Annotated in this window: 23 protein-coding genes, 1 tRNA gene and 2 pseudogenes; 8 read left to right on the forward strand and 18 right to left on the reverse strand. The window is 59.2% G+C overall.

The window, feature by feature from the left end:
- Positions 1-21 precede the first annotated feature (21 nt).
- The 8 genes from AABM54_RS19600 (at position 22) to AABM54_RS19635 (ending at position 9,816) form a co-directional block, all read left to right on the forward strand.
- The gene (locus tag AABM54_RS19600; protein ID WP_347901634.1) at positions 22-384 is read left to right on the forward strand and encodes a DUF5064 family protein; all 363 of its coding nucleotides are present in this window, start codon (positions 22-24) and stop codon (positions 382-384) included.
- Positions 385-602: 218 nt separating this feature from the next.
- Positions 603-2,111, forward strand: coding sequence for a sigma-54-dependent transcriptional regulator (locus AABM54_RS19605; protein ID WP_347901635.1), 1,509 nt, complete (start codon positions 603-605; stop codon positions 2,109-2,111).
- A 429-nt stretch (positions 2,112-2,540) separates the two neighbouring features.
- Positions 2,541-2,924 carry a glycine cleavage system protein GcvH gene (gene gcvH / locus AABM54_RS19610; RefSeq protein WP_347901636.1) on the forward strand — a complete coding sequence of 128 codons (384 nt, stop codon included), beginning with the start codon at positions 2,541-2,543 and terminating at the stop codon, positions 2,922-2,924.
- An 11-nt stretch (positions 2,925-2,935) separates the two neighbouring features.
- Entirely contained in the window at positions 2,936-5,803 is a 2,868-nt protein-coding gene (gene gcvP / locus AABM54_RS19615; protein WP_347901637.1) for an aminomethyl-transferring glycine dehydrogenase, read from the forward strand.
- Positions 5,804-6,006: 203 nt separating this feature from the next.
- Entirely contained in the window at positions 6,007-7,383 is a 1,377-nt protein-coding gene (locus AABM54_RS19620) for an L-serine ammonia-lyase (RefSeq protein WP_347901638.1), read from the forward strand.
- A gap of 119 nt (positions 7,384-7,502) precedes the next feature.
- Positions 7,503-8,627 carry a glycine cleavage system aminomethyltransferase GcvT gene (gene gcvT, locus AABM54_RS19625; RefSeq protein WP_347901639.1) on the forward strand — a complete coding sequence of 375 codons (1,125 nt, stop codon included), beginning with the start codon at positions 7,503-7,505 and terminating at the stop codon, positions 8,625-8,627.
- Between the two features lie 392 nt (positions 8,628-9,019).
- Entirely contained in the window at positions 9,020-9,232 is a 213-nt protein-coding gene (locus AABM54_RS19630) for a cold-shock protein (RefSeq protein ID WP_007931076.1), read from the forward strand.
- A 95-nt stretch (positions 9,233-9,327) separates the two neighbouring features.
- A complete protein-coding gene (locus tag AABM54_RS19635; RefSeq protein ID WP_347901640.1) occupies positions 9,328-9,816 on the forward strand; it encodes an RDD family protein in 489 nt (162 codons plus the stop codon).
- A gap of 161 nt (positions 9,817-9,977) precedes the next feature.
- Here the strand turns inward: AABM54_RS19635 and nadA are convergent, their stop codons facing one another.
- The 18 genes and pseudogenes from nadA to AABM54_RS19725 all read right to left on the reverse strand — a co-directional run bounded on the left by nadA (position 9,978) and on the right by AABM54_RS19725 (position 24,385).
- Positions 9,978-11,036, reverse strand: coding sequence for a quinolinate synthase NadA (nadA, locus tag AABM54_RS19640; RefSeq protein WP_347901641.1), 1,059 nt, complete (start codon positions 11,034-11,036; stop codon positions 9,978-9,980).
- A gap of 272 nt (positions 11,037-11,308) precedes the next feature.
- Positions 11,309-11,384 (reverse strand) — tRNA-Lys (locus AABM54_RS19645).
- Positions 11,385-11,446: 62 nt separating this feature from the next.
- Complete coding sequence (queC, locus tag AABM54_RS19650) at positions 11,447-12,139, reverse strand: 7-cyano-7-deazaguanine synthase QueC (protein ID WP_347901642.1); 693 nt, start codon at positions 12,137-12,139, stop codon at positions 11,447-11,449.
- Between the two features lies 1 nt (position 12,140).
- Positions 12,141-12,788 (reverse strand): 7-carboxy-7-deazaguanine synthase QueE, encoded by a 648-nt coding sequence (queE, locus tag AABM54_RS19655; protein WP_347901643.1) that lies wholly within the window; start codon positions 12,786-12,788, stop codon positions 12,141-12,143.
- A gap of 166 nt (positions 12,789-12,954) precedes the next feature.
- Complete coding sequence (gene ybgF / locus AABM54_RS19660; protein ID WP_347901644.1) at positions 12,955-13,785, reverse strand: tol-pal system protein YbgF; 831 nt, start codon at positions 13,783-13,785, stop codon at positions 12,955-12,957.
- A 6-nt stretch (positions 13,786-13,791) separates the two neighbouring features.
- On the reverse strand, positions 13,792-14,289 hold the full coding sequence (gene pal, locus AABM54_RS19665; protein WP_347901645.1) for a peptidoglycan-associated lipoprotein Pal: 498 nt from the start codon (positions 14,287-14,289) through the stop codon (positions 13,792-13,794).
- Between the two features lie 52 nt (positions 14,290-14,341).
- Entirely contained in the window at positions 14,342-15,622 is a 1,281-nt protein-coding gene (gene tolB / locus AABM54_RS19670) for a Tol-Pal system beta propeller repeat protein TolB (RefSeq protein WP_347901646.1), read from the reverse strand.
- A 17-nt stretch (positions 15,623-15,639) separates the two neighbouring features.
- Positions 15,640-16,719 carry a cell envelope integrity protein TolA gene (tolA, locus tag AABM54_RS19675; protein WP_347901647.1) on the reverse strand — a complete coding sequence of 360 codons (1,080 nt, stop codon included), beginning with the start codon at positions 16,717-16,719 and terminating at the stop codon, positions 15,640-15,642.
- Positions 16,719-17,171 carry a protein TolR gene (tolR, locus tag AABM54_RS19680; RefSeq protein WP_347906261.1) on the reverse strand — a complete coding sequence of 151 codons (453 nt, stop codon included), beginning with the start codon at positions 17,169-17,171 and terminating at the stop codon, positions 16,719-16,721. Before tolR ends, tolA begins: the two co-directional genes overlap by 1 nt.
- Positions 17,172-17,194: 23 nt before the next feature.
- Positions 17,195-17,891 (reverse strand): annotated as a pseudogene (tolQ, locus tag AABM54_RS19685) (protein TolQ).
- The gene (gene ybgC, locus AABM54_RS19690) at positions 17,881-18,348 is read right to left on the reverse strand and encodes a tol-pal system-associated acyl-CoA thioesterase (protein ID WP_347901648.1); all 468 of its coding nucleotides are present in this window, start codon (positions 18,346-18,348) and stop codon (positions 17,881-17,883) included. Before ybgC ends, tolQ begins: the two are co-directional and overlap by 11 nt.
- A gap of 138 nt (positions 18,349-18,486) precedes the next feature.
- Positions 18,487-19,548 (reverse strand): Holliday junction branch migration DNA helicase RuvB, encoded by a 1,062-nt coding sequence (gene ruvB / locus AABM54_RS19695; protein WP_347901649.1) that lies wholly within the window; start codon positions 19,546-19,548, stop codon positions 18,487-18,489.
- Complete coding sequence (ruvA, locus tag AABM54_RS19700) at positions 19,549-20,160, reverse strand: Holliday junction branch migration protein RuvA (protein ID WP_347901650.1); 612 nt, start codon at positions 20,158-20,160, stop codon at positions 19,549-19,551.
- 118 nt (positions 20,161-20,278) lie between these two features.
- Entirely contained in the window at positions 20,279-20,803 is a 525-nt protein-coding gene (gene ruvC, locus AABM54_RS19705; RefSeq protein WP_019693260.1) for a crossover junction endodeoxyribonuclease RuvC, read from the reverse strand.
- Between the two features lie 158 nt (positions 20,804-20,961).
- Positions 20,962-21,708 (reverse strand): YebC/PmpR family DNA-binding transcriptional regulator, encoded by a 747-nt coding sequence (locus tag AABM54_RS19710; RefSeq protein WP_347901651.1) that lies wholly within the window; start codon positions 21,706-21,708, stop codon positions 20,962-20,964.
- Positions 21,709-21,821: 113 nt separating this feature from the next.
- Positions 21,822-23,598: pseudogene (gene aspS, locus AABM54_RS19715) on the reverse strand (aspartate--tRNA ligase).
- A gap of 108 nt (positions 23,599-23,706) precedes the next feature.
- A complete protein-coding gene (locus AABM54_RS19720) occupies positions 23,707-23,928 on the reverse strand; it encodes an FmdB family zinc ribbon protein (protein ID WP_010457489.1) in 222 nt (73 codons plus the stop codon).
- A gap of 124 nt (positions 23,929-24,052) precedes the next feature.
- Complete coding sequence (locus AABM54_RS19725; RefSeq protein ID WP_347901652.1) at positions 24,053-24,385, reverse strand: ribbon-helix-helix domain-containing protein; 333 nt, start codon at positions 24,383-24,385, stop codon at positions 24,053-24,055.
- Between the last annotated feature and the right edge of the window lie 108 nt (positions 24,386-24,493).

Genomic DNA, 24,493 nt, shown 5'->3' on the forward strand with positions numbered 1-24,493 from the left:
GCCTTCGAAGGAGAAACGCTGATGGCCACGTTCGAACCCGGTCACTTGCACATAGAACGCCATGCGCTGAACAATGACGATGTCAGCTATAACGTGTGCATCGACTATGAAGTCACCCAGGATCCCAAGGAAGGCAAAGGGATGTTGTTCACCGTGCACGGCACCATGCAGGGCAAAGAGATGAAAGAGTCGTTCTTCCTGCCCAAGGATCAGGCCTATAACTTTGCCAGCAACGTGACAAAAATCGCCGAGCGGCACGGAATCCCCAGGACACATAGCCAGATCGGCTCGGTACACAAGCACTACGACGCGATGTTTGAAGATGTGCGGGTGCAACTGAATATGAAGTCTGGCGACCCGGTGAATCCTGAACATTTGGAGTGAGCCCTGCTCCCCCGAACACCCCAAATCCCTGTGGGAGCGAGCTTGCTCGCGATAGCGGTCTTTCAGTCAACATCCATGCTGAATGTCCGTCCGTCATCGCGAGCAAGCTCGCTCCCACAGGGGATCTATATCCGCCGGAAAAGCACCGTGCATTTCACCATTGACCCGCCCCAAGGCATACTGGCCACCCTCCGCAATCCAGAACACTGAAACGCCCCATGCGTATCCACGTCAGCTTCATCGACCGCGTCGGCATCACCCAGGAAGTCCTGGCCTTGCTCGGTGGGCGCAATCTCAACCTGGATGCCGTGGAAATGGTTCCGCCCAACGTCTACATCGACGCCCCGACCCTCAGCCCCCAGGTGCTCGAAGAACTGCGCGATGCGTTGTTCAGCGTACATGGCGTGCAAGCGGTGACGGTGGTCGACATCCTTCCCGGTCAACGTCGACACTTGCAACTCGACGCTCTGCTCGCCGCGATGACCGACCCGGTGCTGGCCCTCGACAGCGCCGGCAACGTGTTGCTGGCCAACCCGGCGCTGATCACCTTGTATGGCCGCGAGCCGGCCGGGGAAAGCGTCGCCGAACTGTTCGCCGACCCGACGTTGCTGGATACCTTGCTGGAACAGGGCTTTCGCTTGCCGTTGCGCGAAATCACCCTCAACGGCCAGACCTTGCTGCTGGACGCCACGCCGATTACCGACGCCGGTGCCCTGCTGACCCTGTATCAACCCAACCGCATCGGCGAGCAACTGTCGGCATTGCACCACGATCACGCCGAAGGGTTTGATGCACTGCTCGGCGAATCTGCCGCCATCCGCACCCTCAAGGCCCGTGCGCAACGGGTGGCGGCGCTGGATGCGCCGCTGCTGATCCAGGGCGAAACTGGCACCGGCAAAGAACTGGTGGCCCGCGCCTGCCACGCCATCAGTGCCCGGCACAGTGCGCCGTTCCTGGCATTGAACTGTGCGGCATTGCCGGAGAACCTCGCCGAAAGCGAACTGTTCGGCTATGCCCCCGGCGCCTTCACCGGCGCACAACGCGGCGGTAAACCGGGGCTGATGGAGCTGGCTAACCAGGGCACGGTGTTTCTCGACGAGATCGGCGAAATGTCGCCGTACTTGCAGGCCAAACTGCTGCGCTTCCTCAATGACGGCAGCTTCCGGCGCGTGGGCGGCGACCGTGAGGTCAAGGTCAACGTGCGGATCCTCAGTGCAACCCACCGTGACCTGGAAAAAATGGTCAGCGAAGGCACCTTTCGCGAAGACCTGTTCTATCGCCTCAACGTGCTCAACGTCGCCGTGCCGCCGCTGCGCGAACGCGGCCAGGACATCCTGTTGCTGGCGCGCTACTTCATGCAGCAGGCCTGCGCGCAAATCCAGCGCCCGGTCTGTCGTCTGGCGCCCGGCACCTACCCGGCCCTGCTCGGTAACCGCTGGCCGGGGAATGTGCGGCAATTGCAGAACGTGATCTTCCGCGCCGCCGCCATTTGTGAAAGCAGCCTGGTGGACATCGGTGACCTGGACATCGCCGGCACCTCCGTAGCGCGCCAGAGCGACACCGACGTCGACAGCCTCGAACAAGCCATGGAAGCCTTCGAGAAGACCCTGCTGGAAAAGCTCTACGTCAACTACCCCTCGACCCGCCAACTGGCCAGCCGCCTGCAAACCTCCCACACCGCCATCGCCCACCGATTGCGCAAGTACGGGATTCCCGGCAAGGCCTGAAATCGCCATCGCGAGCAAGCTCGCTCCCACAGGGGATTTCCGGTGATCACATAATGTGTGACCGATGCAAACCAGTGTGGGAGCGAGCTTGTTCGCGATGAGGCCCTGCGCCGCACCACAAAACTCACCCAATCAAAACCGACCTCCATCTGTACTGAAAGCGCTACAGCGGAACGATTTCGCTACACAGCCGTTTCGCCTGCGCTACGCAAGGCTTTGATCCCCATCGTCTTTTCTCCTCGCCCCGAGCTGTAGCGTTTTCGCTACAACCATGTCACTGACATCTTCCTGAGAAACAATTAACTCGTTGATTTATAACGAATAAAAAACATTGGCCGCGTTTTTGCTATGTCTTTATCCATAACAGCTCTGCCCTGCACGAGCATTCAATCGCGTCCACCAGACGAATCTGGCCCCCGAGGAGTTTCCATGAGCGAGTTGCGTTTTACTGAAGATCACGAATGGCTGCGCACCGAAGCTGACGGCAGCGTGACAGTCGGCATCACCGCCTTCGCACAGAACGCCCTGGGCGACGTGGTGTATGTGCAACTGCCGGAATTGCAGGCCTATGAGCAAGGCGCAGAAGCCGCCACCGTTGAATCGGTAAAAGCCGCCAGCGGCGTGTACATGCCGCTGACCGGTGAAGTGGTCGAAACCAACTCGGCGCTCGAAGGCAACCCGGAGCTGGTCAATGAAGCGCCGCTGGGCGAAGGCTGGTTCTTCCGCTTCATCCCGGCCGATGCCGCCGCTGTCGGCCAACTGCTGGATCAGGACGCCTACGACCGCCTGATCAAAGCCCAAGCCGAAGCCTGAGGAGCGCCGACATGACCCAAGTACCTCCTGTTTCTGTAAGTGTGAGCACCGCCAACGAATTCATCGCGCGTCACATCGGCCCGCGTTCAGGCGACGAGCAAGCCATGCTCAACAGCCTGGGCTTTGATTCCCTGGAAGCCCTGAGCGCCAGCGTCATTCCCGACAGCATCAAAGGCACCAGCGTGCTGGACCTCGGCGCTGGCCTGAGCGAAGCCGACGCACTGGCGTCGATCAAAGCCATCGCCGCCAAGAACCAACTGTTCAAGACCTACATCGGCCAGGGCTACTACAACTGCCACACGCCGTCGCCGATCCTGCGCAACCTGCTGGAAAACCCGGCCTGGTACACCGCGTACACCCCGTACCAGCCAGAAATTTCCCAGGGCCGCCTCGAAGCACTGCTGAATTTCCAGACCCTGATCAGCGACCTCTCCGGCCTGCCGATCGCCAACGCCTCCCTGCTCGACGAAGCCACCGCCGCTGCCGAAGCCATGACCTTCTGCAAACGCCTGAGCAAGAACAAAAGCAGCCATGCGTTCTTCGCCTCCATCCATTGCCACCCGCAAACCCTCGACGTGCTGCGCACCCGTGCCGAGCCGTTGGGCATTGACGTGGTGGTCGGCGACGAGCGTGAACTGACTGATGTCAGCACCTACTTCGGTGCCCTGCTGCAATACCCGGCGAGCAATGGTGACCTGTTCGATTACCGCGAACTGACCGAACGCTTCCACGCCGCCAACGCGCTGGTGGCCGTGGCCGCCGACCTGCTGGCCCTGACCGTGCTGACCCCGCCGGGCGAGTTCGGTGCCGACGTGGCCATCGGCAGCGCCCAACGCTTCGGCGTCCCGCTGGGCTTCGGTGGCCCACACGCGGCGTACTTTTCCACCAAAGATGCGTTCAAGCGTGACATGCCGGGCCGTCTGGTCGGTGTCTCCGTGGACCGCTTCGGCAAGCCGGCCTTGCGTCTGGCCATGCAAACCCGCGAGCAACATATCCGCCGCGAGAAAGCCACCAGCAACATCTGCACCGCCCAAGTGCTGCTGGCCAACATCGCCAGCATGTACGCCGTGTACCACGGCCCTAAAGGCCTGACGCAGATCGCCAACCGCATTCATCACCTGACCGCGATCCTCGCCAAAGGCTTGAGCGCATTGGGCGTTGCGGTTGAGCAAGCAAGCTTCTTCGACACCCTGACCCTGAACACTGGCGTGCAAACCGCTGCGCTGCACGACAAGGCCCGCGCCCAGCGCATCAACCTGCGTGTGGTAGAGGGTGAACGACTGGGCCTGTCCCTCGACGAAACCACGTCGCAAGCTGATGTGGAAACCCTCTGGGCCTTGCTGGCCGACGGCAAAACACTGCCGGACTTCGCCGCCCTCGCCGCCTCCGTTCAACGCACAATCCCGGCCGCGCTGGTGCGCCAATCGCCGATCCTCAGCCACCCGGTATTCAACCGTTATCACTCGGAAACCGAGCTGATGCGCTACCTGCGCAAGCTCGCCGACAAGGACCTGGCCCTGGATCGCACCATGATCCCGCTGGGTTCGTGCACCATGAAACTCAACGCCGCCAGCGAAATGATCCCGGTGACCTGGGCCGAATTCGGCGCCCTGCACCCGTTCGCCCCGACCGAGCAAAGCGCCGGTTACCAGCAACTGACCGATGAACTGGAAGCGATGCTCTGCGCTGCCACCGGTTACGACGCGATCTCGCTGCAACCGAACGCCGGTTCCCAAGGTGAATACGCTGGCTTGTTGGCGATCCGTGCCTATCACCAGAGCCGTGGCGAAGAGCGCCGCGACATCTGCCTGATCCCATCCTCGGCCCACGGCACCAACCCGGCCACCGCCAACATGGCTGGCATGCGAGTGGTCGTGACCGCTTGCGACGCACGCGGCAACGTCGACATCGAAGACCTGCGCGCCAAAGCCATCGAGCACCGCGAACACCTCGCCGCGCTGATGATCACTTACCCCTCGACCCACGGTGTGTTCGAAGAAAGCATCCGCGAAATCTGCGGGATCATTCATGACAACGGCGGCCAGGTGTACATCGACGGCGCCAACATGAACGCCATGGTCGGCCTGTGCGCACCAGGCAAGTTCGGCGGCGACGTGTCCCACCTGAACCTGCACAAAACCTTCTGCATCCCCCACGGCGGTGGCGGCCCGGGCGTCGGCCCGATTGGCGTGAAATCCCACCTGACGCCGTTCCTGCCGGGGCACGGCACCATGGCGCGCAAGGAAGGCGCGGTCTGCGCGGCACCGTTCGGCAGCGCGAGCATTCTGCCGATCACCTGGATGTACATTCGGATGATGGGCGGCGCGGGCCTCAAGCGTGCTTCGCAACTGGCGATCCTGAATGCCAACTACATCTCCCGTCGCCTTGAAGAGCACTACCCGGTTCTGTACACCGGCAGCAACGGCCTGGTGGCGCACGAATGCATCCTCGACCTGCGTCCGTTGAAAGACAGCAGCGGCATCAGCGTCGATGACGTCGCCAAGCGCCTGATCGACTTCGGTTTCCACGCCCCGACCATGTCGTTCCCGGTGGCCGGCACGCTGATGATCGAGCCGACCGAAAGTGAATCAAAAGAAGAGCTGGACCGCTTCTGCGACGCCATGATCCGCATCCGCGAAGAAATCCGCGCGGTGGAAAACGGCACGCTGGACAAGGACGACAACCCGCTGAAAAACGCCCCGCACACCGCGGCGGAAATCGTCGGCGAGTGGAGCCATCCCTACAGCCGTGAGCAAGCGGTGTATCCGGTGGCGTCGCTGATCGAAGCCAAGTACTGGCCACCGGTCGGCCGGGTCGACAACGTGTTTGGCGACCGCAACCTGATCTGCGCCTGCCCGTCGATCGAAAGCTACGCTTAAAAATGTGGGGGGCGGGTTCGCTCGCCCCCTCTTTCAAGAACAACACAAAACCTTGTGGGAGCGAGCTTGCTCGCGATAGCGGTCTTTCAGTCGACATTGATGGTGAAAGTCAGTCCGCTTTCGCGAGCAGGCTCGCTCCCACAGGGGATCTACGCCTTGCACCAGCCTCAGTCACTCCTATAACAAGAAACCGGAGAACAACCATGTCGTTAAGCGTGTTCGACCTGTTCAAGATTGGCATCGGCCCCTCCAGCTCCCACACCGTCGGCCCGATGCGTGCCGCTGCGCGCTTCGTCGAAGGCCTGCGCCGTGAAAACCAGCTCAAAGACACCACCTGCGTCAAAGTCGAGCTCTACGGCTCGCTCGGCGCCACTGGCAAAGGCCACGGCAGCGACAAGGCTGTATTGCTGGGCCTGGAAGGTGAACACCCGGACACCGTGAACACCGAAAACATCGCCGCCCGCCTGCATGAGATTCGCAGCAGCGGTCGCCTGAACCTGCTCGGTGAGCACGTCATCGAATTCAATGAAAAACTCCACCTGGCGATGATCCGCAAGCCATTGGCCTATCACCCCAACGGCATGATCTTTCGTGCCTTTGATGCCGCCGGCATCCAGATTCGCAGCCGTGAGTACTACTCGGTGGGCGGCGGTTTCGTGGTTGATGAAGACGCCGCCGGCGCCGACCGCATCGTCGAAGACGCCACGCCCCTGACCTTTGCGTTCAAAAGCGCCAAGGACCTGCTCGGCCATTGCGCCACTTACGGGCTGTCCATCAGCCAGGTGATGCTGACCAACGAAAGTGCCTGGCGCCCGGAGGCGGAAACCCGCGCCGGCCTGCTGAAAATCTGGCAAGTGATGCAGGACTGCGTCGCCGCCGGTTGCCGCAACGAAGGCATCCTGCCCGGTGGCTTGAAGGTCAAGCGCCGTGCGGCGGCGCTGCATCGGCAACTGTGCAAGAACCCGGAATCGTCACTGCGCGATCCGCTGTCGGTGCTGGACTGGGTCAACCTGTACGCCCTGGCGGTCAACGAAGAAAACGCCAATGGCGGGCGCGTGGTCACGGCGCCCACCAACGGTGCGGCCGGAATCATTCCGGCAGTGTTGCATTACTACATGCGCTTCATCCCCGGTGCCAATGACGACGGCGTGGTGCGCTTTCTGCTGACCGCCGCCGCCATCGGCATTCTGTACAAGGAAAACGCCTCGATCTCCGGCGCGGAAGTCGGCTGTCAGGGTGAAGTCGGCGTGGCCTGCTCCATGGCGGCCGGCGCCCTGTGCGAAGTCCTCGGCGGGACGGTGCAGCAGGTGGAGAACGCCGCCGAAATCGGCATGGAACACAACCTCGGCCTGACCTGCGACCCGATTGGCGGGCTGGTGCAAGTGCCGTGTATCGAGCGCAACGCCATGGGCTCGGTCAAAGCCATCAACGCGGTGCGCATGGCCCTGCGTGGCGACGGTCAGCACTTTGTCTCCCTGGACAAGGTCATCCGCACCATGCGCCAGACCGGCGCCGACATGAAAAGCAAATACAAGGAAACCGCCCGTGGCGGTTTGGCGGTCAACATTATCGAATGCTGATCACTGATTTTTCTTCTCTCTTGCGGGAGAGAACGTAACTAGCCCCCTCTCCCTCCAGGAGAGGGCTGGGGTGAGGGGCTTTTATCCTGATCCCGAACCACATTTTCAAGGAGCTACGCATGTCCACCGAACAACTGTCGAAAACCCCGCTCCACGCACTGCACCTCGAACTCGGCGCCCGCATGGTGCCGTTCGCCGGCTACGACATGCCGGTGCAATACCCGCTCGGTGTGATGAAAGAGCACCAGCACACCCGTGATCAAGCCGGGTTGTTCGATGTCTCGCACATGGGCCAGATCCGCCTGACCGGCGCCAATGCCGCCAAGGCTCTGGAAACCCTGGTTCCGGTGGACATCATCGACCTGCCGGTGGGCATGCAGCGCTATGCAATGTTCACCAACGAAAGTGGTGGCATCCTCGACGACCTGATGGTCGCCAACCTGGGCAATGATGAACTGTTCCTGGTGGTCAACGCCGCCTGCAAGGATCAGGACCTGGCGCACCTGCGCCAGCACATTGGCGCTCAGTGCAGCATCGAGCCCTTGTTTGAAGAACGCGCCCTGCTCGCCCTGCAAGGCCCGGCAGCGGTCACCGTGCTCGCGCGCCTCGCACCTACAGTGGCGAAGATGACATTCATGCAGTTCGCCCGCGTGACACTGCTGGGCGTCGACTGCTTCGTCAGCCGTTCGGGCTACACCGGCGAAGACGGTTTCGAAATTTCCGTACCGGCCGCCAACGCCGAAGCCCTGGCCCGCGCCTTGCTGGCCGAGCCTGAAGTCGCCGCCATCGGCCTTGGCGCCCGTGACTCGCTGCGCCTGGAAGCCGGCCTGTGCCTCTATGGCCACGACATGAACACCGAGACCACACCGATTGAAGCCAGCCTGCTGTGGGCCATCTCCAAGCCACGTCGCGCCGATGGCGCACGCGCCGGAGGCTTCCCGGGTGCCGAAACCGTGTTCGCCCAGCAACAGAGCGGTGTCAGCCGCAAACGCGTCGGTTTGCTGCCGCAGGAACGCACACCGGTGCGTGAAGGCGCAGAAATCGTCAACGAAGCGGGTGAAATCATCGGCACCGTGTGCAGTGGCGGCTTCGGGCCGACCCTGGGCGGTCCTTTGGCCATGGGTTACCTCAACAGTGCCTACATGGCACTGGATACCCAAGTTTGGGCAATAGTACGTGGGAAAAAGGTGCCTTTGCTTGTAAGCAAAATGCCATTTGTTCCACAACGCTACTATCGTGGTTGATTGACTGTTTCTATACGTAACGCGGTTGCGTTAAGCGTGCACTAATCTGTAACGCAACCGCCATAAAACAGTGCGCCGTTTCGAATATGAACCTTACTTATAACGATCGAAAACAACTGAACAACGCTATCGAATAAGCCCGCTCTAACGGACTCACCAAGTACCCGTAACCCGAGTAAAACCGGGGCTTCGCGGGGGCTTGTTTTTTCTCCCGTAGTTGGCGTAAAGTTTGTTCACTGTGTTTGCATGGGTCGCTTGGAATCGTGACCTGGGCAGTAGCCAACAAGTTTGCTACAACCCGTTCGACGTCTTTCTACTTTCCTGCAACCAGCCCCAGTACTCTTTCATGAGAAAGAGGCTGTCATCAATTTTTGCGTCAAAGGAAATAAGAAATGTCCCAACGTCAGAGCGGCACCGTCAAGTGGTTTAACGACGAGAAAGGTTTTGGTTTTATCACTCCAGAAAGCGGCCCGGATCTGTTCGTGCATTTCCGTGCCATTCAAGGCAACGGCTTCAAGAGCCTGAAAGAAGGCCAGAAAGTCACCTTCATCGCTGTGCAGGGCCAAAAAGGCATGCAGGCTGACGAAGTACAAGCAGAAGGCTGATCTTCTGCGACAAAAAGCCCCTGATGCTGACATCAGGGGCTTTTTTATGCGCGTTATTCCGTAAAATGGCTTCTTTTTTCTCCGAGAGCCGTGCCATGTCGAAACACCTGCTCACCCCCCAGGGCGAATTTCCCGTCGCCGGCCTGGGTCGTCGCCTGGCCGCGATGTTCTATGACTTCCTGCTGTGCACCGCCCTGCTGATCGTGACGGGCGGCCTCTACAAGATGGTGCAGATGGCAATCCTTGGCGAAGAGAGAATGCGCACCATGACCGACGCGGGCGCACTGGACGGCGATCCACTGTTCTCGACCATCCTGCTGTTTGTACTGTTTGGGTTCTTCGCCAGGTTCTGGACCTGGTCAGGGCAGACGCTGGGCATGCAGGTGTGGTGCATCCGCGTCCAGAACGCCGACGGCTCGGCCATCAGCCTGTGGCAGGCGCTGCTGCGCTTTGTGGTGTCGATCGCTTCCCTGCTGTGCGCAGGCCTGGGCTTTTTCTGGATGCTCTTCGACAAACAGAAACGCAGCTGGCACGACATCTATTCCGACAGCCAACTGGTACGGATCCCGAAGAAGAAAAAATAATCCGCCTCAACGCCGAACTCTGTGGCGAGGGAGCTTGCTCCCGCTCGACAGCGCAGCAGTCGCAAAATTTTGCAATGCGCCTTTGACTGACAAACCGAGTCAGCGGGTTTAGGGGCCGCTCCGCGCTCCAGCGGGAGCAAGCTCCCTCGCCGCAGAAGCGATCAGGCGTTACCTGCCAGTTTCATCCGCGCTGCCGCCGTGAAGTCGAGCATGCGCTTGAGCGGGCGAATCGCCTGCGGGATCAAGGCCGGGTCGACAAAAATCTCGCCCGAGCCCTCACGCAGGCACTGCAGTGTGCGCTCAAGGGTGTTCATCGCCATCCATGGGCAATGCGCGCAACTGCGGCACGCCGCGCCATTACCGGCGGTTGGCGCCTCGATAAAGACCTTGTCCGGGCACAGCTGCTGCATTTTGTAGAAAATGCCGCGGTCGGTGGCCACGATCAGGGTTTTGTTCGGCAGGCTTTGCGCAGCGGCGATCAACTGACTGGTAGAGCCTACCGCGTCAGCCAACTCGATCACCGCCGTCGGCGACTCCGGGTGCACCAGGATGGCGGCATCCGGGTACAGCGCTTTCATGTCTTCCAGCTGCTTGGCCTTGAACTCTTCGTGAACGATGCAGGCACCGTCCCAGAGCAGCATGTCAGCACCGGTCTTGCGCTGAATGTAAGTGCCCAGGTGCTTGTCCGGCCCCCAGATGATCGTCTCGCCGTTATCCATCAGGCTTTCGACAATCTCCAGCGCGCAGCTGGATGTCACCACCCAATCCGCCCGCGCCTTCACCGCCGCCGAGGTATTGGCATACACCACCACCGTGCGCTCGGGGTGCTGATCGCAAAACGCCGAGAACTCCTCCACCGGGCAACCCAGGTCCAGCGAGCAGGTCGCTTCCAGGGTCGGCATCAGCACACGTTTTTCGGGGTTGAGGATCTTGGCGGTTTCCCCCATGAACTTCACGCCGGCGACCACAACAGTCTTGGCCGGGTGAGCATTGCCGAAGCGAGCCATTTCCAGAGAATCGGAAACGCAGCCACCGGTTTCTTCGGCCAGGGCCTGAATGATCGGGTCGCAATAGAAGTGGGCAACCAGCACCGCGTCCTGAGCCTTGAGCTCGGCGGCGATGGCAGCGCGGTAATGAGCCTGCTCTTCGGCACTCAGCGGCTTGGGCTGCTTGGCGTCGAGGTGGGCTTGTACCAGAAGGCGTTCGGAAATTTGCGTCATGATCGCAAGACCTGCGGGCGCTTTCGCGCGAAAGTCGAGTATACACCCGGCTCCGGACCACTCAGGGTACCGCCGGGAGAGTGAGTATTCATCAGGCACAGACAGCGTTGAAGCTGCGCAAGGCTACAGAATATCCCTCGGATGCAAAAGATCATTCTGACCTGCGTCACGCGATGGAACAGCCGGTTTGAGCCAGGCTCAAATCGAAGGCAAAAAAAAACCCGGAAATCCTCACTTACGTGGGCCTTCCGGATTTTCTAAACCGCCAAAAATGGTGGGTCGTGTGGGATTCGAACCTACGACCAATTGGTTAAAAGCCAACTGCTCTACCAACTGAGCTAACGACCCGCTGTGTGGTGCGCGTATAATACTGATTTTTAAGGACTATTCAACACCTAATTTAAAATAAATCAAAAATAAGGTGTTGGGTCGCTGATACCGGCCGCCGCAAAGCCCTCGGCACGCAGGCGGCAGCTGTCGCATTTGCCGCAGGCATGGCCATTATCGTCCGCCTGATAGCAGGACACTGTCAGGCCATAGTCGACACCGAGCTTTACGCCCGCCTGAACGATCTGGGCCTTGCTGAGGTTTTGCAGGGGTGCCTGAATACGGAAACCGTTGCCCTCGACCCCCGCCTTGGTCGCCAGGTTGGCCATGCGTTCGAAAGCCTCGACAAACTCGGGACGGCAGTCCGGGTAACCGGAGTAGTCCACGGCATTCACACCAATAAAGATGTCGCGGGCACCAAGCACTTCAGCCCAACCCAAGGCGAGCGACAGAAACACAGTGTTGCGAGCCGGCACATAGGTAATCGGGATGCCTTCGCTTGGCGCCTCAGGTACATCGATGGAGCTGTCGGTCAACGCCGAGCCACCGATGCCGTTCAGGTTCAGGCCTATCACCTTGTGCTCGACCACACCCAGATCCCGGGCGATACGTTCAGCGGCATGCAACTCGGCACGGTGACGCTGGCCATAGTCAAAGCTCATGGTATAGCAGCTGTAGCCTTCGGCACGGGCCATGGCCACTACGGTTGCCGAGTCCAGGCCACCGGACAGCAGGATGACCGCACGTTTTTCAGCAGTGTTCAATTGTTCCGTCATTTCAGCGCCCCGGTTCGTCATTCCAAAGATATTTATGCAACTGCAATTGCAGGCGCACTGGCAAGTTGTCCGCGACAATCCAGTCAGCCAGGTCGCGCGCGCTCAAGTCATGGTGGCTCGGTGAAAACAGGACTTCCCCGGCACGTCGGCCGAGGCCGTACTGAATCAGCTTGGACACCGCCCAGTCATAGTCTTCACGAGAACAGATCACGAACTTGACCTGATCGTTTGGCGTCAGTAGCTCGATATTCTCATAAAGATTGCGGTGGGCTTCTTTCGATCCTGGTGTTTTCAGGTCGAGCACCCGACTGACCCGTGGATCGATGGCACTGATGTCCAAAGCACCGCTGGTTTCCAGCGACACTTCGTAACCGGCGTCACACAATTGCTTGAGCAGGGGAATCGCATTGGGCTGCGCCAGCGGCTCGCCGCCCGTCACGCAGACGTAACGGGGCTTGAAGCCTGCAACCTGCTCAAGGATATCGTCGAGGGGCCTGATGGTGCCGCCGCTGAATGCGTAGGCACTGTCGCAGTATTGGCAGCGCAATGGGCAACCGGTGAGGCGCACAAATACTGTGGGCAGCCCGGCAGTGCGCGTTTCACCCTGCAACGAGTAAAAAACTTCGGTAATTCTCAATGTGTCTTGCATAGTCGCCACGGGCGTAACAGCTAAACAGGCTGTCCGCCTCCGTCAGGCACTTTCTGGAACCCCGCCAACGCGTAGACTCCAAAAAGCGGTGTTTCATAAAAAGGGCGTGAATTCTAACGAAAAAACCCGCGGCAAGCGCGGGTTTCTTGTAAACGGGCCAGCAGGCTTACATGCGCTGCAGATCGCGTTGGGCCAGCTGAGCAGCGGAAGTCCCCGGATATTGGGCAACCACCTGTTGCAGAATGCCTTTGACCTTGTCGGTATGACCCAGTCGGCGCTCTACATCAGCGAGCTTGTACAGCGAGTCCGGCACTTTAGCGTGCTTGGGATATAGCTGCGAAACCTTGGCAAACGCCTGGCCGGCACCTTGCAGGTCGCCTTTGGCCAGGTTCACTTCACCCAACCAGTACTGGGCATTACCCGCGTATTGGCTGTTCGGGTATTTGCGCAGGAACGCCGAAAAAGCCTGGCTGGCCTTGTCGAAATCCTTGGCCTTGATCAGGTCGAAGGCAGCATCGTAATAGAGCTTTTCCTTCGCCGGATCACCCGGTTCGCTGCTGGCGGCTGGCGGCTGGGTAGCTGCACCCGCGCCCGCTGCTGCACCGGCGGCATTCATATCGCCACCGGCAGAAGAATTTTCAGGAGCCACGGCAGGAGCACCGCCGGATCCAATGCGCCGATCAAGATCCTGGTATCGCTCCAGGCTTTCCTGCTTCATGCGCGAAACATCGTTTTGCAGAACTTCGATCACGCCTTGCTGGCGCGAAATCTGTTCCTGCATTTGTTGCAGTTGGTTGAACAGCTCGCCCTGTGCCGAGACAGGGGCCGAAACCCCTCCCCCGGCATAGGCGCCGTTCGTACCGTAACCCGCAGGCGGATAACTGCTCCCGCTATTGTTATAACCGGAGTTGTCATCGACCACAGGAACCGCAGCCCACGCCGCAAGCGGCGCGAGGCTGAGAGCCAAAACAGTTACAGCACGACGGCACGTTCGCATGACGAATTACTTACGCAGTTCGACGCGACGGTTTTGAGCCCAGGACTGCTCGTCGTTGCCGGTAGCAACTGGACGCTCTTCGCCGTAGGAAACCAGTTCCAGCTGAGCTGGGGAAACACCTTGCAGTACCAGGTAGCGTTGAACGGCTTTCGCACGACGCTCGCCCAGTGCCATGTTGTACTCACGAGTACCACGTTCGTCGGTGTTGCCTTCCAGAACAACGCGAGCGCCGTTTGCTTTCAGGTCTTTGGCGTGAACGTCCAGAGCGCGCATGGCTTCTGGCTTCAGGTCCGAGCTGTCGTATTCGAAGTAGAAGGTGGTGATTGCGCGCAGAGCAGCTTCTTCGCTCAGGGAGCCATCAACAGCACCAGTGTTAGCGCCGTAACCAGCGTTTGGATCAACATTGCCTTCACCGGCATTGTCGCCGCCTTTGGACGAGCAACCTACAGCTACAGCCATGGCCAGAGCCAGCGCAGCAAACTTACCAAACTTCAGCATTTCCATCGTGAAACTCCTAATGAACCCCAATGTGTTAAGTAAAACGTGTAGCGCCGCGTCAGTTCAGGTAAGGGGACCAGGAAGGTTCTCTGACTTCGCCTTGAGCGGTAGGAAGCGGGAGCCTTACGCGTCCATTAATGGACACGAGCATCAAGACTCCCCGGCCCTGCTGGCGGGTGGCGTAGATTACCATGGTGCCGTTGGGCGCAACAGTAGGTGACTCATCAAGTGTGCTATCTGTAAGGATTTTTACACTTCCGCGCTGCAAATCCTGAGCCGCCACCTTGAAATTAGTGAAGCCTTCCTGCCGGTGAATCATCACCAGCGTCTTTTCGTCAGCCGAGAGCTTCGGGTTGGCGTTGTAGTTGCCGATAAACGTCACGCGCTCAGCCCCGCCGCCACTTGCGCTGGTTTTGTAGATCTGCGGTTTGCCGCCACGGTCGGACGTAAAGTAGATAGTCGAGCCATCTTTACCCCAGAAAGGTTCGGTATTAATGCCAGGACCTGCGGTCACGCGATTGATCTGACGCGACCCCAGATTCATCACATAAATATCCGGGTTACCGTCCTTGGACAGTACAAAAGCCAGGCGAGAACCGTCCGGCGACCAGGCTGGCGCGCCATTCAGGCCTTCGAAGTTGGTGATTTGCTCACGGCGACCGGTGTCGATGTGCTGAACAAAGATGCGCGGGCGCTTCTGTTCGAACGACACATAGGCAATGCGCTTGCCATCGGGTGCAAAACGCGGCGAGAGGATCGGCTCACGCGATTGCAGCAAGGTCACTGCGCGCGCACCGTCATAGTCGGAACGTTGCAGCGTGTAGCGCGTGTTCTTCTCGGAGAAGCGCTCGGCTGTCACGTAGAGCATCCGTGTCGAGAACGCACCTTTGATACCGGTGAGTTTTTCGAACGACTGGTCCGCGATGTAGTGCGACATGTCGCGCAGTTGATCGACGCTGCCCGACACGCTGCCGGTCAGCACTTGCTGTTCGGTAGCGACGTTGAACAGTGCGTACTGCACCTGCAGGCGACCGCCGGCCGGAACGATGCTGCCGACCATGATGTACTGGGCGCCCAGGGCCTTCCAGTCACGGTAGATGACTTCGCTGGCCTGGGTGGGCAGGCTGATCATGTTCTGCTTTGGAATCGGCGAGTAGTAACCCGAGTTGCGCAGGTCGTTACCGATGATTTCCGCCATGTCATCCGGCAGCACGCTGCCGCCCTGCCAGCCGAACGGTACTACCGCGATCGGCGTTGCCCGATCACTGCCGCTGGTGACCAGAATGTTTTTTTCATCCGCCGCCGCTATCCCTGCCAGGCAGCAAATAACGACAAGCATTCCTCGAAGAAGGTTTCTCACAAGGCTAGATCCTCAGGTGTGAATGTCATCTTGAATGAACGATAGGGAGCAAAATCGCTCGGTTTCATTCCCTGCATTTCTGTCAATCGACCAATGTTCTTGACCGCCGCAACAGCCGAAGCGTCAAACGGACCATCACCACTGGACTTGGCCACGCTGACCGAAGTCACCGTACCATCAGGCAACATGCCTATTTGCAGCACGACCGTCATGCCTTTGCGGGCCGAAGGAGGACGAGCCCAGCCTTCTGCTGCACGAGCACGAATCAGATCGTCAAAACTGCCGGCGACTTCATCGCCCTGCTCATCGGCCAAGGCCTGCTGACGCTGCGGCGTGTCGGAAAGCAAATCTGCCAGGGCCTGAGCCTTTTTCTCTTCAGCGGATTTACGTGCTGCTTCCTGCGACTTTTTCTTCGCAGCATCGGCAGCCGCTTTCTTCTTCGCGTCCTCGGCGATTTTCTTCTTCGCCTCGTCTGCTTCAGCTTTTTTCTTGGCGTCTTCGGCGGCTTTCTTCTTCGCGTCTTCGACGATTTTCTTCTTCGCTTCTTCAGCGGCCTTTTTCTTGGCCTCTTCTTCAGCTTCTTTCTTGGCTTCTTCTTCGGCTTTCTTCTTGGCTACATCAGCCAATTGCTTCTCTTCGGCCTTTTTAGCTTCCGCAGTCTTCTTGGCTTCATCGGCTTTCCTGGCTTCATCAGCCTTCTTCGCCTCATCCGCTTTCTTGGACTCGTCAGCCTTTTTGGCTTCCTCGGCTTTTTGAGCCGCTTCTTCTTTCTTTTGTTCCGCAGCCTTCACCGCTTCCTGCTCGACCTTTTTCTGTTCCATCTGTTCGACTTCGGTCTGACGCGCGGCGGATTTCTTCGCCTCACCCGCAATCTTCTGATTGGTCTGGGTGGTCGCCTGACTTTTCGATTTCAGTTGGTACAGGGTCGCCTGGACAATCGGCTTGGCCGGCGGCAACTCCGGCGTCAGGGCAAAACTGACGAACAGCATGCCGAACACCAGCACGTGCAAGCCAATCGCCCAGACACTAGGCCAGAAGTAGCTTTCCGAGGCTGTTGGCTCTCGTTGTTGCTGCATCAGGGCGCCTCGGTAATCAAGCCAACATTACCGACTCCGGCCTTCTGCAACCCGCCCATGGCCCCCATGACGGAGCCGTAATCGACGGTTTTATCGCCGCGAATGAACACCTGGGTGTGCTTGCCGCCTTCGTTGCCGGCGCGAATGATCTTGGTCACCGCATCGGTCATCTGTGGCAAGGTCATGGCCTTGTCTTGCTGCTTTTCGGTGTCGACTTCGCTGCCAAGGTTCCAGTAATAGGTCTTGTCAGACTTGATCGAAATGGTCAGGACCTGGGTGTTGTTGTCCTGCGGCAAGGCTTCGCTGGAAACCTTGGGCAGATCAACCTTCACGCCCTGATTGAGCATCGGCGCGGTCACCATGAAGATGACCAGCAGTACCAACATCACGTCGATGTAGGGCACCACGTTCATCTCGGCAACCGGCTTGCGCTTTTTGCGAGCTCGAGCGATTAAAGCCATTGGAAATTACCTGCTTATTCTTCGCTGGTGTGCACTTTGCGGTGCAGGATCGCCTGGAATTCATCGGCGAAGGTGTAGTAACGGCTGATCAGAGTTTCGCTGCGAGCGGCGAAACGGTTGTAAGCGATTACTGCGGGGATTGCTGCGAACAGGGCCGATAGCGGTAGCGATCAGTGCCTCGGCGATACCCGGCGCCACGGTGGCGAGGGTCGCTTGTTGGGCAGTGGCCAGGCCGCGGAAGGAGTTCATGATGCCCCAGACCGTACCGAACAGGCCGATGTACGGGCTGACGGAGCCAACAGTGGCGAGGAATGGCAGGCTCTGCTCCAGTTTTTCTTCTTCACGGGAGATGGCTACGCGCATGGCACGCGCCACACCTTCCATGACGGCTTCCGGATCAACGCCCGGCTGCTGGCGCAGACGGGAGAATTCCTTGAAACCGGCACGGAAGATTTGCTCGACGCCCGAGTCAGGGTCCGGGTTGCTGCCCGCCTGGCGGTAGAGTTTTGACAGGTCGATACCCGACCAGAAGCGCTCTTCAAAGCTCTCCAGGGCACGTCGACCGGCACGCAGCAGGTTGCTGCGCTGAAAGATCATGATCCATGAGGTCACCGATGCGGCTACCAGGATCAGCATTACCAACTGTACAACGATGCTGGCATTGCTGACCAAGCTCCACATGGAGGAATGGTCGACGACGTTAGCTTCCACGCTTTATCTCCTGCTCTGAGTGTGTACCCGCGCCGCTCACGTCGGCAAAAGCCGCACGTAGAGCTTCGGGAATGGCCCGGGGTTTCAAACTGTCGGTGCGCACGCAGGCCACCAAAAACTGCCCTTCGCAGAGCAGCACATTATCCGTGGCCCGCCTGACCTGCTGTTTAAAGCGCAGGCTGGCACGGTTCAATTCGATTACTTGTGCACTTACCAAAAGCTCGTCGTCCAGTCGCGCCGGCGCGTGGTAGCGCGCTTCGCTGGAATGCACAACGAACAACAGGTCCTCCCCGGCAAGCTGCGACTGGGCAAAGCCCAGTTCACGAAGCCGCTCGGTTCGAGCCCGTTCCATAAACTTGAGGTAATTAACGTAATACACGATGCCGCCGGCATCGGTGTCCTCGTAATAAACGCGACAACGATGTGCGAACGACTCTAGCCCGTTTTGCGCGCGCATACTCTAGTGCTTACTCCTCAGGTTGCCAATCCGGCCAGGCAACTGTTTTTCATTCTTCTGCGCCTTTCCTGCCAGGGAAGGGCCGCGCCAGCCACCTAGGACCGCACAAAACCCGAATAAATCGGCGCAGACCGTCTATTAATCGTCCACCGCGTCGAGAAACTCGTCTACCACGGGCATCTCGCCCATGCGCGATGGAATGTTCAAACCAAAATGCAGGTACGCATGCCGGGTCACCACGCGCCCACGAGGGGTTCGCATGATGTAGCCCTGCTGAATCAGATAAGGCTCAAGCACGTCTTCGATGGTGTGCCGTTCTTCACTGATGGCCGCCGCAAGACTGTCCACCCCGACAGGTCCGCCATCGAACTTCTCGATCATGGTCAGCAGCAAACGCCTGTCCTGATGATCGAAGCCACGCTCGTCGACATCCAGCAGGTTCAGCGCCAAGTCGGCAATCGGCTTGGTGATGTGGCCCTTGGCACGGACTTCGGCGAAGTCGCGCACCCGGCGCAGCAAGCGGTTGGCGATTCGCGGCGTGCCGCGCGCCCGGCGAGCAATCTCGAACGCCCCTTCCGGGTCCAGCGGCAAGCCCAGAATGCCCGCCGAGCGGCTGACAATCGTGGCCAGGTCCGCGGTGCTGTAGAACTCCAGGCGCTGGACGATCCCGAAACGGTCACGCAGCGGGTTGGTCAGCATCCCGGCGCGGGTAGTCGCACCGACCAGGGTGAACGGTGGCAGGTCGAGTTTGATCGAGCGCGCCGCCGGCCCTTCGCCGATCATGATGTCGAGCTGGAAGTCTTCCATGGCCGGGTACAGCACTTCTTCGACAATGGGCGACAAGCGGTGGATTTCGTCGATGAACAGCACATCATGGGGTTCGAGATTGGTCAGCAATGCCGCCAGATCACCCGGCCGTTCAAGGACAGGCCCCGAGGTGCTTTTGATCGACACGCCCATTTCCTGGGCAATGATGTTGGCCAGCGTGGTTTTACCCAGGCCCGGCGGACCGAAGATCAGCGTGTGATCAAGGGATTCATTGCGCCCACGGGCAGCCTGGATGAACAACTCCATTTGCTCGCGAACGGTCGGCTGGCCGATGTATTCAGCCAGGCTGACGGGACGAATCGCCCGGTCCTGGACTTCTTCGCGGTCACGGGGGCCACCCGTGGCGGCGATCAGACGATCAGCTTCAATCACTTAAATCATTCCCTTCAGGGCACGACGAATCAGGTCTTCACTGCTCAAGCCCTTCTCCTTGATGGAAGAAATCGCCTTGCTGGCTTCCTGCGGCTTGTAGCCCAGGGAAATCAACGCGCTGACCGCATCACTTTCAGCCGACGCCACAGGTTGTGCCGGGGCATCAGGCTGATTCGGCACCAGCGCGAACATGCTTGGCACGGTTTCCCATGCCTTGAAGCGGTCCTTGAGTTCCACCAACAAACGCTCTGCCGTCTTCTTGCCGACGCCCGGGACCTTGGTCAGGGCCGAGGTGTCCTGGGCCTGCACGCAACGTACCAGCTCATCGACTTCCAGGCTCGACATCAGCGCCAGCGCCAGTTTCGGCCCCACACCGTTCAGCCGGATCAGCTCGCGGAAAAAGTCCCGATCGCGCTTGCCGATGAAGCCATAGAGTAACTGGGCGTCTTCGCGCACGACCAAATGGGTGTGCAAAGTGATCGGCTCACCGACCGACGGCAGTCGGTAGAGGGTGGTCATCGGCACTTCCAGCTCATAGCCCAGGCCGTTTACATCGAGAATCAGGTGCGGCGGCTGTTTCTCAGCCAAGGTGCCGCGCAAACGTCCAATCACGTTTCAAATCCTTAAGCGTTGGCCAGAGACGGCTGACGATTCACAAATTGAGCGTGATGGCCGACAGGACAGGCGCAAAACGCTCAGCGAACAAAATGAGTGGGCTGATGCTATCAGATCAGAGGCGCAGGCGACCGCCACGACTGCGTGCTGTCCCCAGGCCATGGGGTAACAGACTGGATCGGGTGTGGGCATGGCAGATAGCAATGGCCAAGGCGTCCGAGGCATCGATTTGCGGCTTGCTGGTCAATTTCAGCATGTGCATGACCATCATCTGCACCTGCTCTTTATTCGCCGCGCCGGTTCCGGTCACCGCTTGTTTCACTTGAGTCGCAGTGTACTCAGCGATTTCCAGGTTTTCTTCGGCACCCGCAACAATGGCGGCGCCACGTGCCTGCCCCAACTTGAGGGCCGAGTCGGCGTTACGTGCCATGAAGACCTTTTCGATACCCATGGTCACTGGCCCGTAGGTCTGGATGACTTCCCGCACGCCGCGATAGACGATTTGCAGGCGCTCGTGCAACTCGCCAGAGCCGGTACGAATACAGCCTGAGGCCACGTACACGCAGCCACGACCGGTATCGCGGACCACGCCATAACCGGTAATGCGCGAACCGGGGTCGATGCCAAGAATTAAAGTCATAACGCCTGCGGGTTAGGGTAAAAGCACAATATTCAATACACGAATAACAAATGTGGGAGCGAGCCTGCTCGCGAAAGCGGTTTCATATTCAGCAACGATGCTGCCTGAAAATCCGCGTTCGCGAGCACGCTCGCTCCCACTCTGGATCTTAGTCGCCCTTAACCGAGCTGTTCAGCCACCGACTCGGGAATGTCCGCGTTGGAGTAGACGTTCTGCACGTCGTCCAGATCTTCCAGCATGTCGATCAGCTTGAGCACCTTCTGCGCACCGTCCAGGTCCAGTTCGGCACTGGTGGTTGGCAGCATGACGATTTCTGCGTCATCGGCCTTGAAACCGGCAGCTTCCAGCGCGTTGCGCACGGTGTAGAAACCGGCGAACGAGGTAAATACGTCAATGGAACCGTCTTCGTGGGTCACCACGTCATCGGCGTCAGCCTCCATGGCGGCTTCCATCAACGCATCTTCATCAACGCCCGGCGCGAAGGAGATCTGCCCCTTGCGCTCAAACAGGTACGCCACCGAACCGTCGGTCCCCAGGTTGCCGCCACACTTGCTGAACGCATGACGCACAGCGGCGGCGGTACGGTTGCGGTTGTCGGTCATGCACTCAACCATCACCGCCACGCCACCCGGGCCATACCCTTCATAGCTCAGCTCGACCATGTCATCGGTGTCGGCCGCGCCAGCACCACGGGCCACCGCGCGATCGATGATGTCACGGCTCATGTTCGCGCCAAGGGCTTTATCCAGCGCCAGACGCAAACGCGGGTTGGAACCCGGATCACCGCCACCCTGGCGGGCCGCGACAGTCAGCTCACGAATCCACTTGGTGAAAATCTTGCCCTTCTTGGCATCCTGACGTTCTTTGCGGTGCTTGATGTTCGCCCACTTGGAATGACCCGCCATAACTCGCTCCGATTCTCTTTAAAACAATGCCCGCACGCCCATGAAGGCGAGCGGGCAATAAAATCTGCTCTGATGCAGTGGCGCATCGAGTGATGCGCCACCGTGATCAAGCCTTACTCAGCCTTTGGCTGTTCGCGCAGACGAATGTGCAGCTCACGCAGTGCCTTGGCATCCACCAGGCCCTGGAGCCTGGGTCATGACACAGGCAGCGCTCTGGGTTTTCGGGAACGCGATCACTTCACGGATCGACTGGGCGCCGGTCATCAACATCACCAGACGGTCCAGGCCGAACGCCAGACCACCGTGCGGCGGCGCGCCGTATTTCAGGGCGTCGAGCAGGAAGCCGAATTTCTCTTCCTGTTCCGCTTCGCTGATACCCAGCAGACGGAACACCGACTGCTGCATCTCTTTGCGGTGGATACGGATCGAACCGCCACCCAGCTCAGTGCCGTTCAATACCATGTCGTAGGCACGGGACAGAGCGGTCGCCGGGTTGGCTTCAAGCTCTTGCGGGGTGCACTTCGGCGCGGTGAACGGGTGGTGCAAGGCAGTGAAGCTGCCGTCGTCGTTCTCTTCGAACATCGGGAAATCGACAACCCACATCGGTGCCCATTCGCAGGTCAGCAGGTTCAGATCGTTACCAACCTTGATCCGCAGCGCGCCCAGGGCTTCGCTGACGATCTTGGCTTTGTCGGCACCGAAGAACACGATGTCGCCGTCAACCGCGCCAACGCGATCCAGGATCACATTGAGGTTGGCTTCAGGAATGTTCTTGACGATCGGGGACTGCAGGCCTTCAACACCTTTAGCGCGCTCGTTGACCTTGATGTACGCCAGGCCTTTTGCACCGTAGATGCCGACGAACTTGGTGTAGTCGTCGATTTGCTTGCGCGGCATGCTTGCCGCGCCTGGAACGCGCAGAGCGGCAACGCGGCATTTCGGGTCGTTGGCAGGGCCGCTGAACACCTTGAAGTCGACTTCTTTCAGTTGATCGGCAACGTCAACCAGCTCCAGCGGGTTACGCAGGTCCGGCTTGTCGGAACCGTAACGACGCATGGCCTCTTCGAAGGTCATGTGCGGGAAGTCGCCGAATTCCAGATCCAGCACTTCCTTGAACAGGTTGCGGATCATGCCTTCGGTCAGGCCCATGATGTCTTTTTCATCAAGGAAGCTGGTTTCGATGTCGATCTGGGTGAATTCCGGCTGGCGGTCGGCACGCAGGTCTTCGTCGCGGAAGCATTTGGCGATCTGGTAGTAACGATCGAAACCGGCCACCATCAGCAGTTGCTTGAACAGCTGCGGCGATTGCGGCAGTGCAAAGAAGCTACCGGCGTGAGTACGACTCGGCACCAGGTAGTCACGCGCGCCTTCAGGCGTGGCACGGGTCAGGATCGGTGTTTCAACGTCCAGGAAGCCGTTTTCGTCCAGGTAGCGACGGATGCTGGTGGTCATGCGCGAACGCAGACGCAGCTTCTCGAGCATTTCCGGACGACGCAGGTCGATGAAGCGATAACGCAGGCGGGTTTCTTCGCCGACGTCTGAGAACTCGTTGAGCGGGAACGGCGGGGTTTCCGCTTCGTTCAGTACTTCCAGCTCATAGCCCAGGACTTCGATCATGCCCGAAGCCATGTTGGCGTTGCCGGCACCGGCCGGACGCAGGCGCACCTTGCCGGTGACCTTGACCACGTACTCGCTGCGCACACGGTCGGCAGCGGCGAAGGTTTCAGCGCGGTCCGGGTCGAACACCACTTGGGCCAGACCATCACGATCACGGATATCGAGGAAAATCACCCCGCCGTGGTCACGACGACGATGGACCCATCCGCAAAGGGTAATTTCCTGACCTTCCAGGCTTTCGTTCAGTTGGCCGCAATAATGGCTGCGCATCATGGTAGTGGTTTCACTTCTCGTAATTCGAAATTCGATGGGAGGCCTTGCCGCACCGCCGCACCTGAATAAGGCGCCTGATGATGCAAGAACTCGCGCGTAGAGTTCAACTTAGTCAGCTTTGTCGCCGCCGGCCAGATTCTTCTTCGAACCGGTTTTGAAATCGGTTTCGTACCAACCGGTACCGCTGAGGCGGAAACCCGGCATGGAGAGCATCTTTTTCAGTTCAGGCGCCTGGCATGCAGGGCAGTCGACCAGCGGTGCTGCGCTGATCTTTTGAATGGCTTCCAACTGATGACCACAGGAAGCACATTGATAGTCGTACATCGGCATGAGGTTGTCTCGGCGCTCGGATGATTACCGCGCAAACCTCGGGCCTGGCGGCAAAGAGCGCGATTATATCCATTAAATGCAGCCTGTGCAGCCGTATGACAGCGCAGGCTGGAACTCGACCCAGTTACGAGGCGCAGGCGCCCTCTTTCAAGCTGTGCACGACGCAGACAACACGCACCAGGCCACTGAAGTTCTTCACGCCGCCGTGGCGCAAATGGACCTCTCGGTCAACATAGGAGAGCAAGGCGCTGACCGAGCAGCAATTGACCCTGGCCATGTCGCCGAGAATGTCCCAATAGACTTGCTCAAGCCTGAGGCACGTGGCAAAACCATTCAAGCGCACCGACCTGGACAATGGCCGAGCCAGGCCCATGTCGAACTCCCTGACAAACGGATCTACCTTTATATCGTGAAATCGGGCGACATCCTTCGCCCCCCTGCTTACTTCCTGAATCATCCCGTTGACACTCCTTTGCCATACTTGCTTTCAATAAGAGCAACAATCTGTCTCCATATAAAAGCGTAACCAGATAGTTATATCCAGATGACTTTATGACCATCAACG

Origin of the sequence: Pseudomonas purpurea (assembly GCF_039908635.1) — a bacterium.
Classification (GTDB): Bacteria; Pseudomonadota; Gammaproteobacteria; order Pseudomonadales; family Pseudomonadaceae; genus Aquipseudomonas; species Aquipseudomonas purpurea.

Coding starts and splice junctions, on each gene's coding strand:
- AABM54_RS19600 (WP_347901634.1), top strand. CDS start 22: ATGGCCACGTTCGAACCCGGTCACTTGCACATAGAACGCCATGCGCTG.
- AABM54_RS19605 (WP_347901635.1), top strand. CDS start 603: ATGCGTATCCACGTCAGCTTCATCGACCGCGTCGGCATCACCCAGGAA.
- gcvH (WP_347901636.1), top strand. CDS start 2,541: ATGAGCGAGTTGCGTTTTACTGAAGATCACGAATGGCTGCGCACCGAA.
- gcvP (WP_347901637.1), top strand. CDS start 2,936: ATGACCCAAGTACCTCCTGTTTCTGTAAGTGTGAGCACCGCCAACGAA.
- AABM54_RS19620 (WP_347901638.1), top strand. CDS start 6,007: ATGTCGTTAAGCGTGTTCGACCTGTTCAAGATTGGCATCGGCCCCTCC.
- gcvT (WP_347901639.1), top strand. CDS start 7,503: ATGTCCACCGAACAACTGTCGAAAACCCCGCTCCACGCACTGCACCTC.
- AABM54_RS19630 (WP_007931076.1), top strand. CDS start 9,020: ATGTCCCAACGTCAGAGCGGCACCGTCAAGTGGTTTAACGACGAGAAA.
- AABM54_RS19635 (WP_347901640.1), top strand. CDS start 9,328: ATGTCGAAACACCTGCTCACCCCCCAGGGCGAATTTCCCGTCGCCGGC.
- nadA (WP_347901641.1), bottom strand. CDS start 11,036: ATGACGCAAATTTCCGAACGCCTTCTGGTACAAGCCCACCTCGACGCC.
- queC (WP_347901642.1), bottom strand. CDS start 12,139: ATGACGGAACAATTGAACACTGCTGAAAAACGTGCGGTCATCCTGCTG.
- queE (WP_347901643.1), bottom strand. CDS start 12,788: ATGCAAGACACATTGAGAATTACCGAAGTTTTTTACTCGTTGCAGGGT.
- ybgF (WP_347901644.1), bottom strand. CDS start 13,785: ATGCGAACGTGCCGTCGTGCTGTAACTGTTTTGGCTCTCAGCCTCGCG.
- pal (WP_347901645.1), bottom strand. CDS start 14,289: ATGGAAATGCTGAAGTTTGGTAAGTTTGCTGCGCTGGCTCTGGCCATG.
- tolB (WP_347901646.1), bottom strand. CDS start 15,622: ATGCTTGTCGTTATTTGCTGCCTGGCAGGGATAGCGGCGGCGGATGAA.
- tolA (WP_347901647.1), bottom strand. CDS start 16,719: ATGCAGCAACAACGAGAGCCAACAGCCTCGGAAAGCTACTTCTGGCCT.
- ybgC (WP_347901648.1), bottom strand. CDS start 18,348: ATGCGCGCGCAAAACGGGCTAGAGTCGTTCGCACATCGTTGTCGCGTT.
- ruvC (WP_019693260.1), bottom strand. CDS start 20,803: ATGACTTTAATTCTTGGCATCGACCCCGGTTCGCGCATTACCGGTTAT.
- AABM54_RS19710 (WP_347901651.1), bottom strand. CDS start 21,708: ATGGCGGGTCATTCCAAGTGGGCGAACATCAAGCACCGCAAAGAACGT.
- AABM54_RS19720 (WP_010457489.1), bottom strand. CDS start 23,928: ATGCCGATGTACGACTATCAATGTGCTTCCTGTGGTCATCAGTTGGAA.
- AABM54_RS19725 (WP_347901652.1), bottom strand. CDS start 24,385: ATGATTCAGGAAGTAAGCAGGGGGGCGAAGGATGTCGCCCGATTTCAC.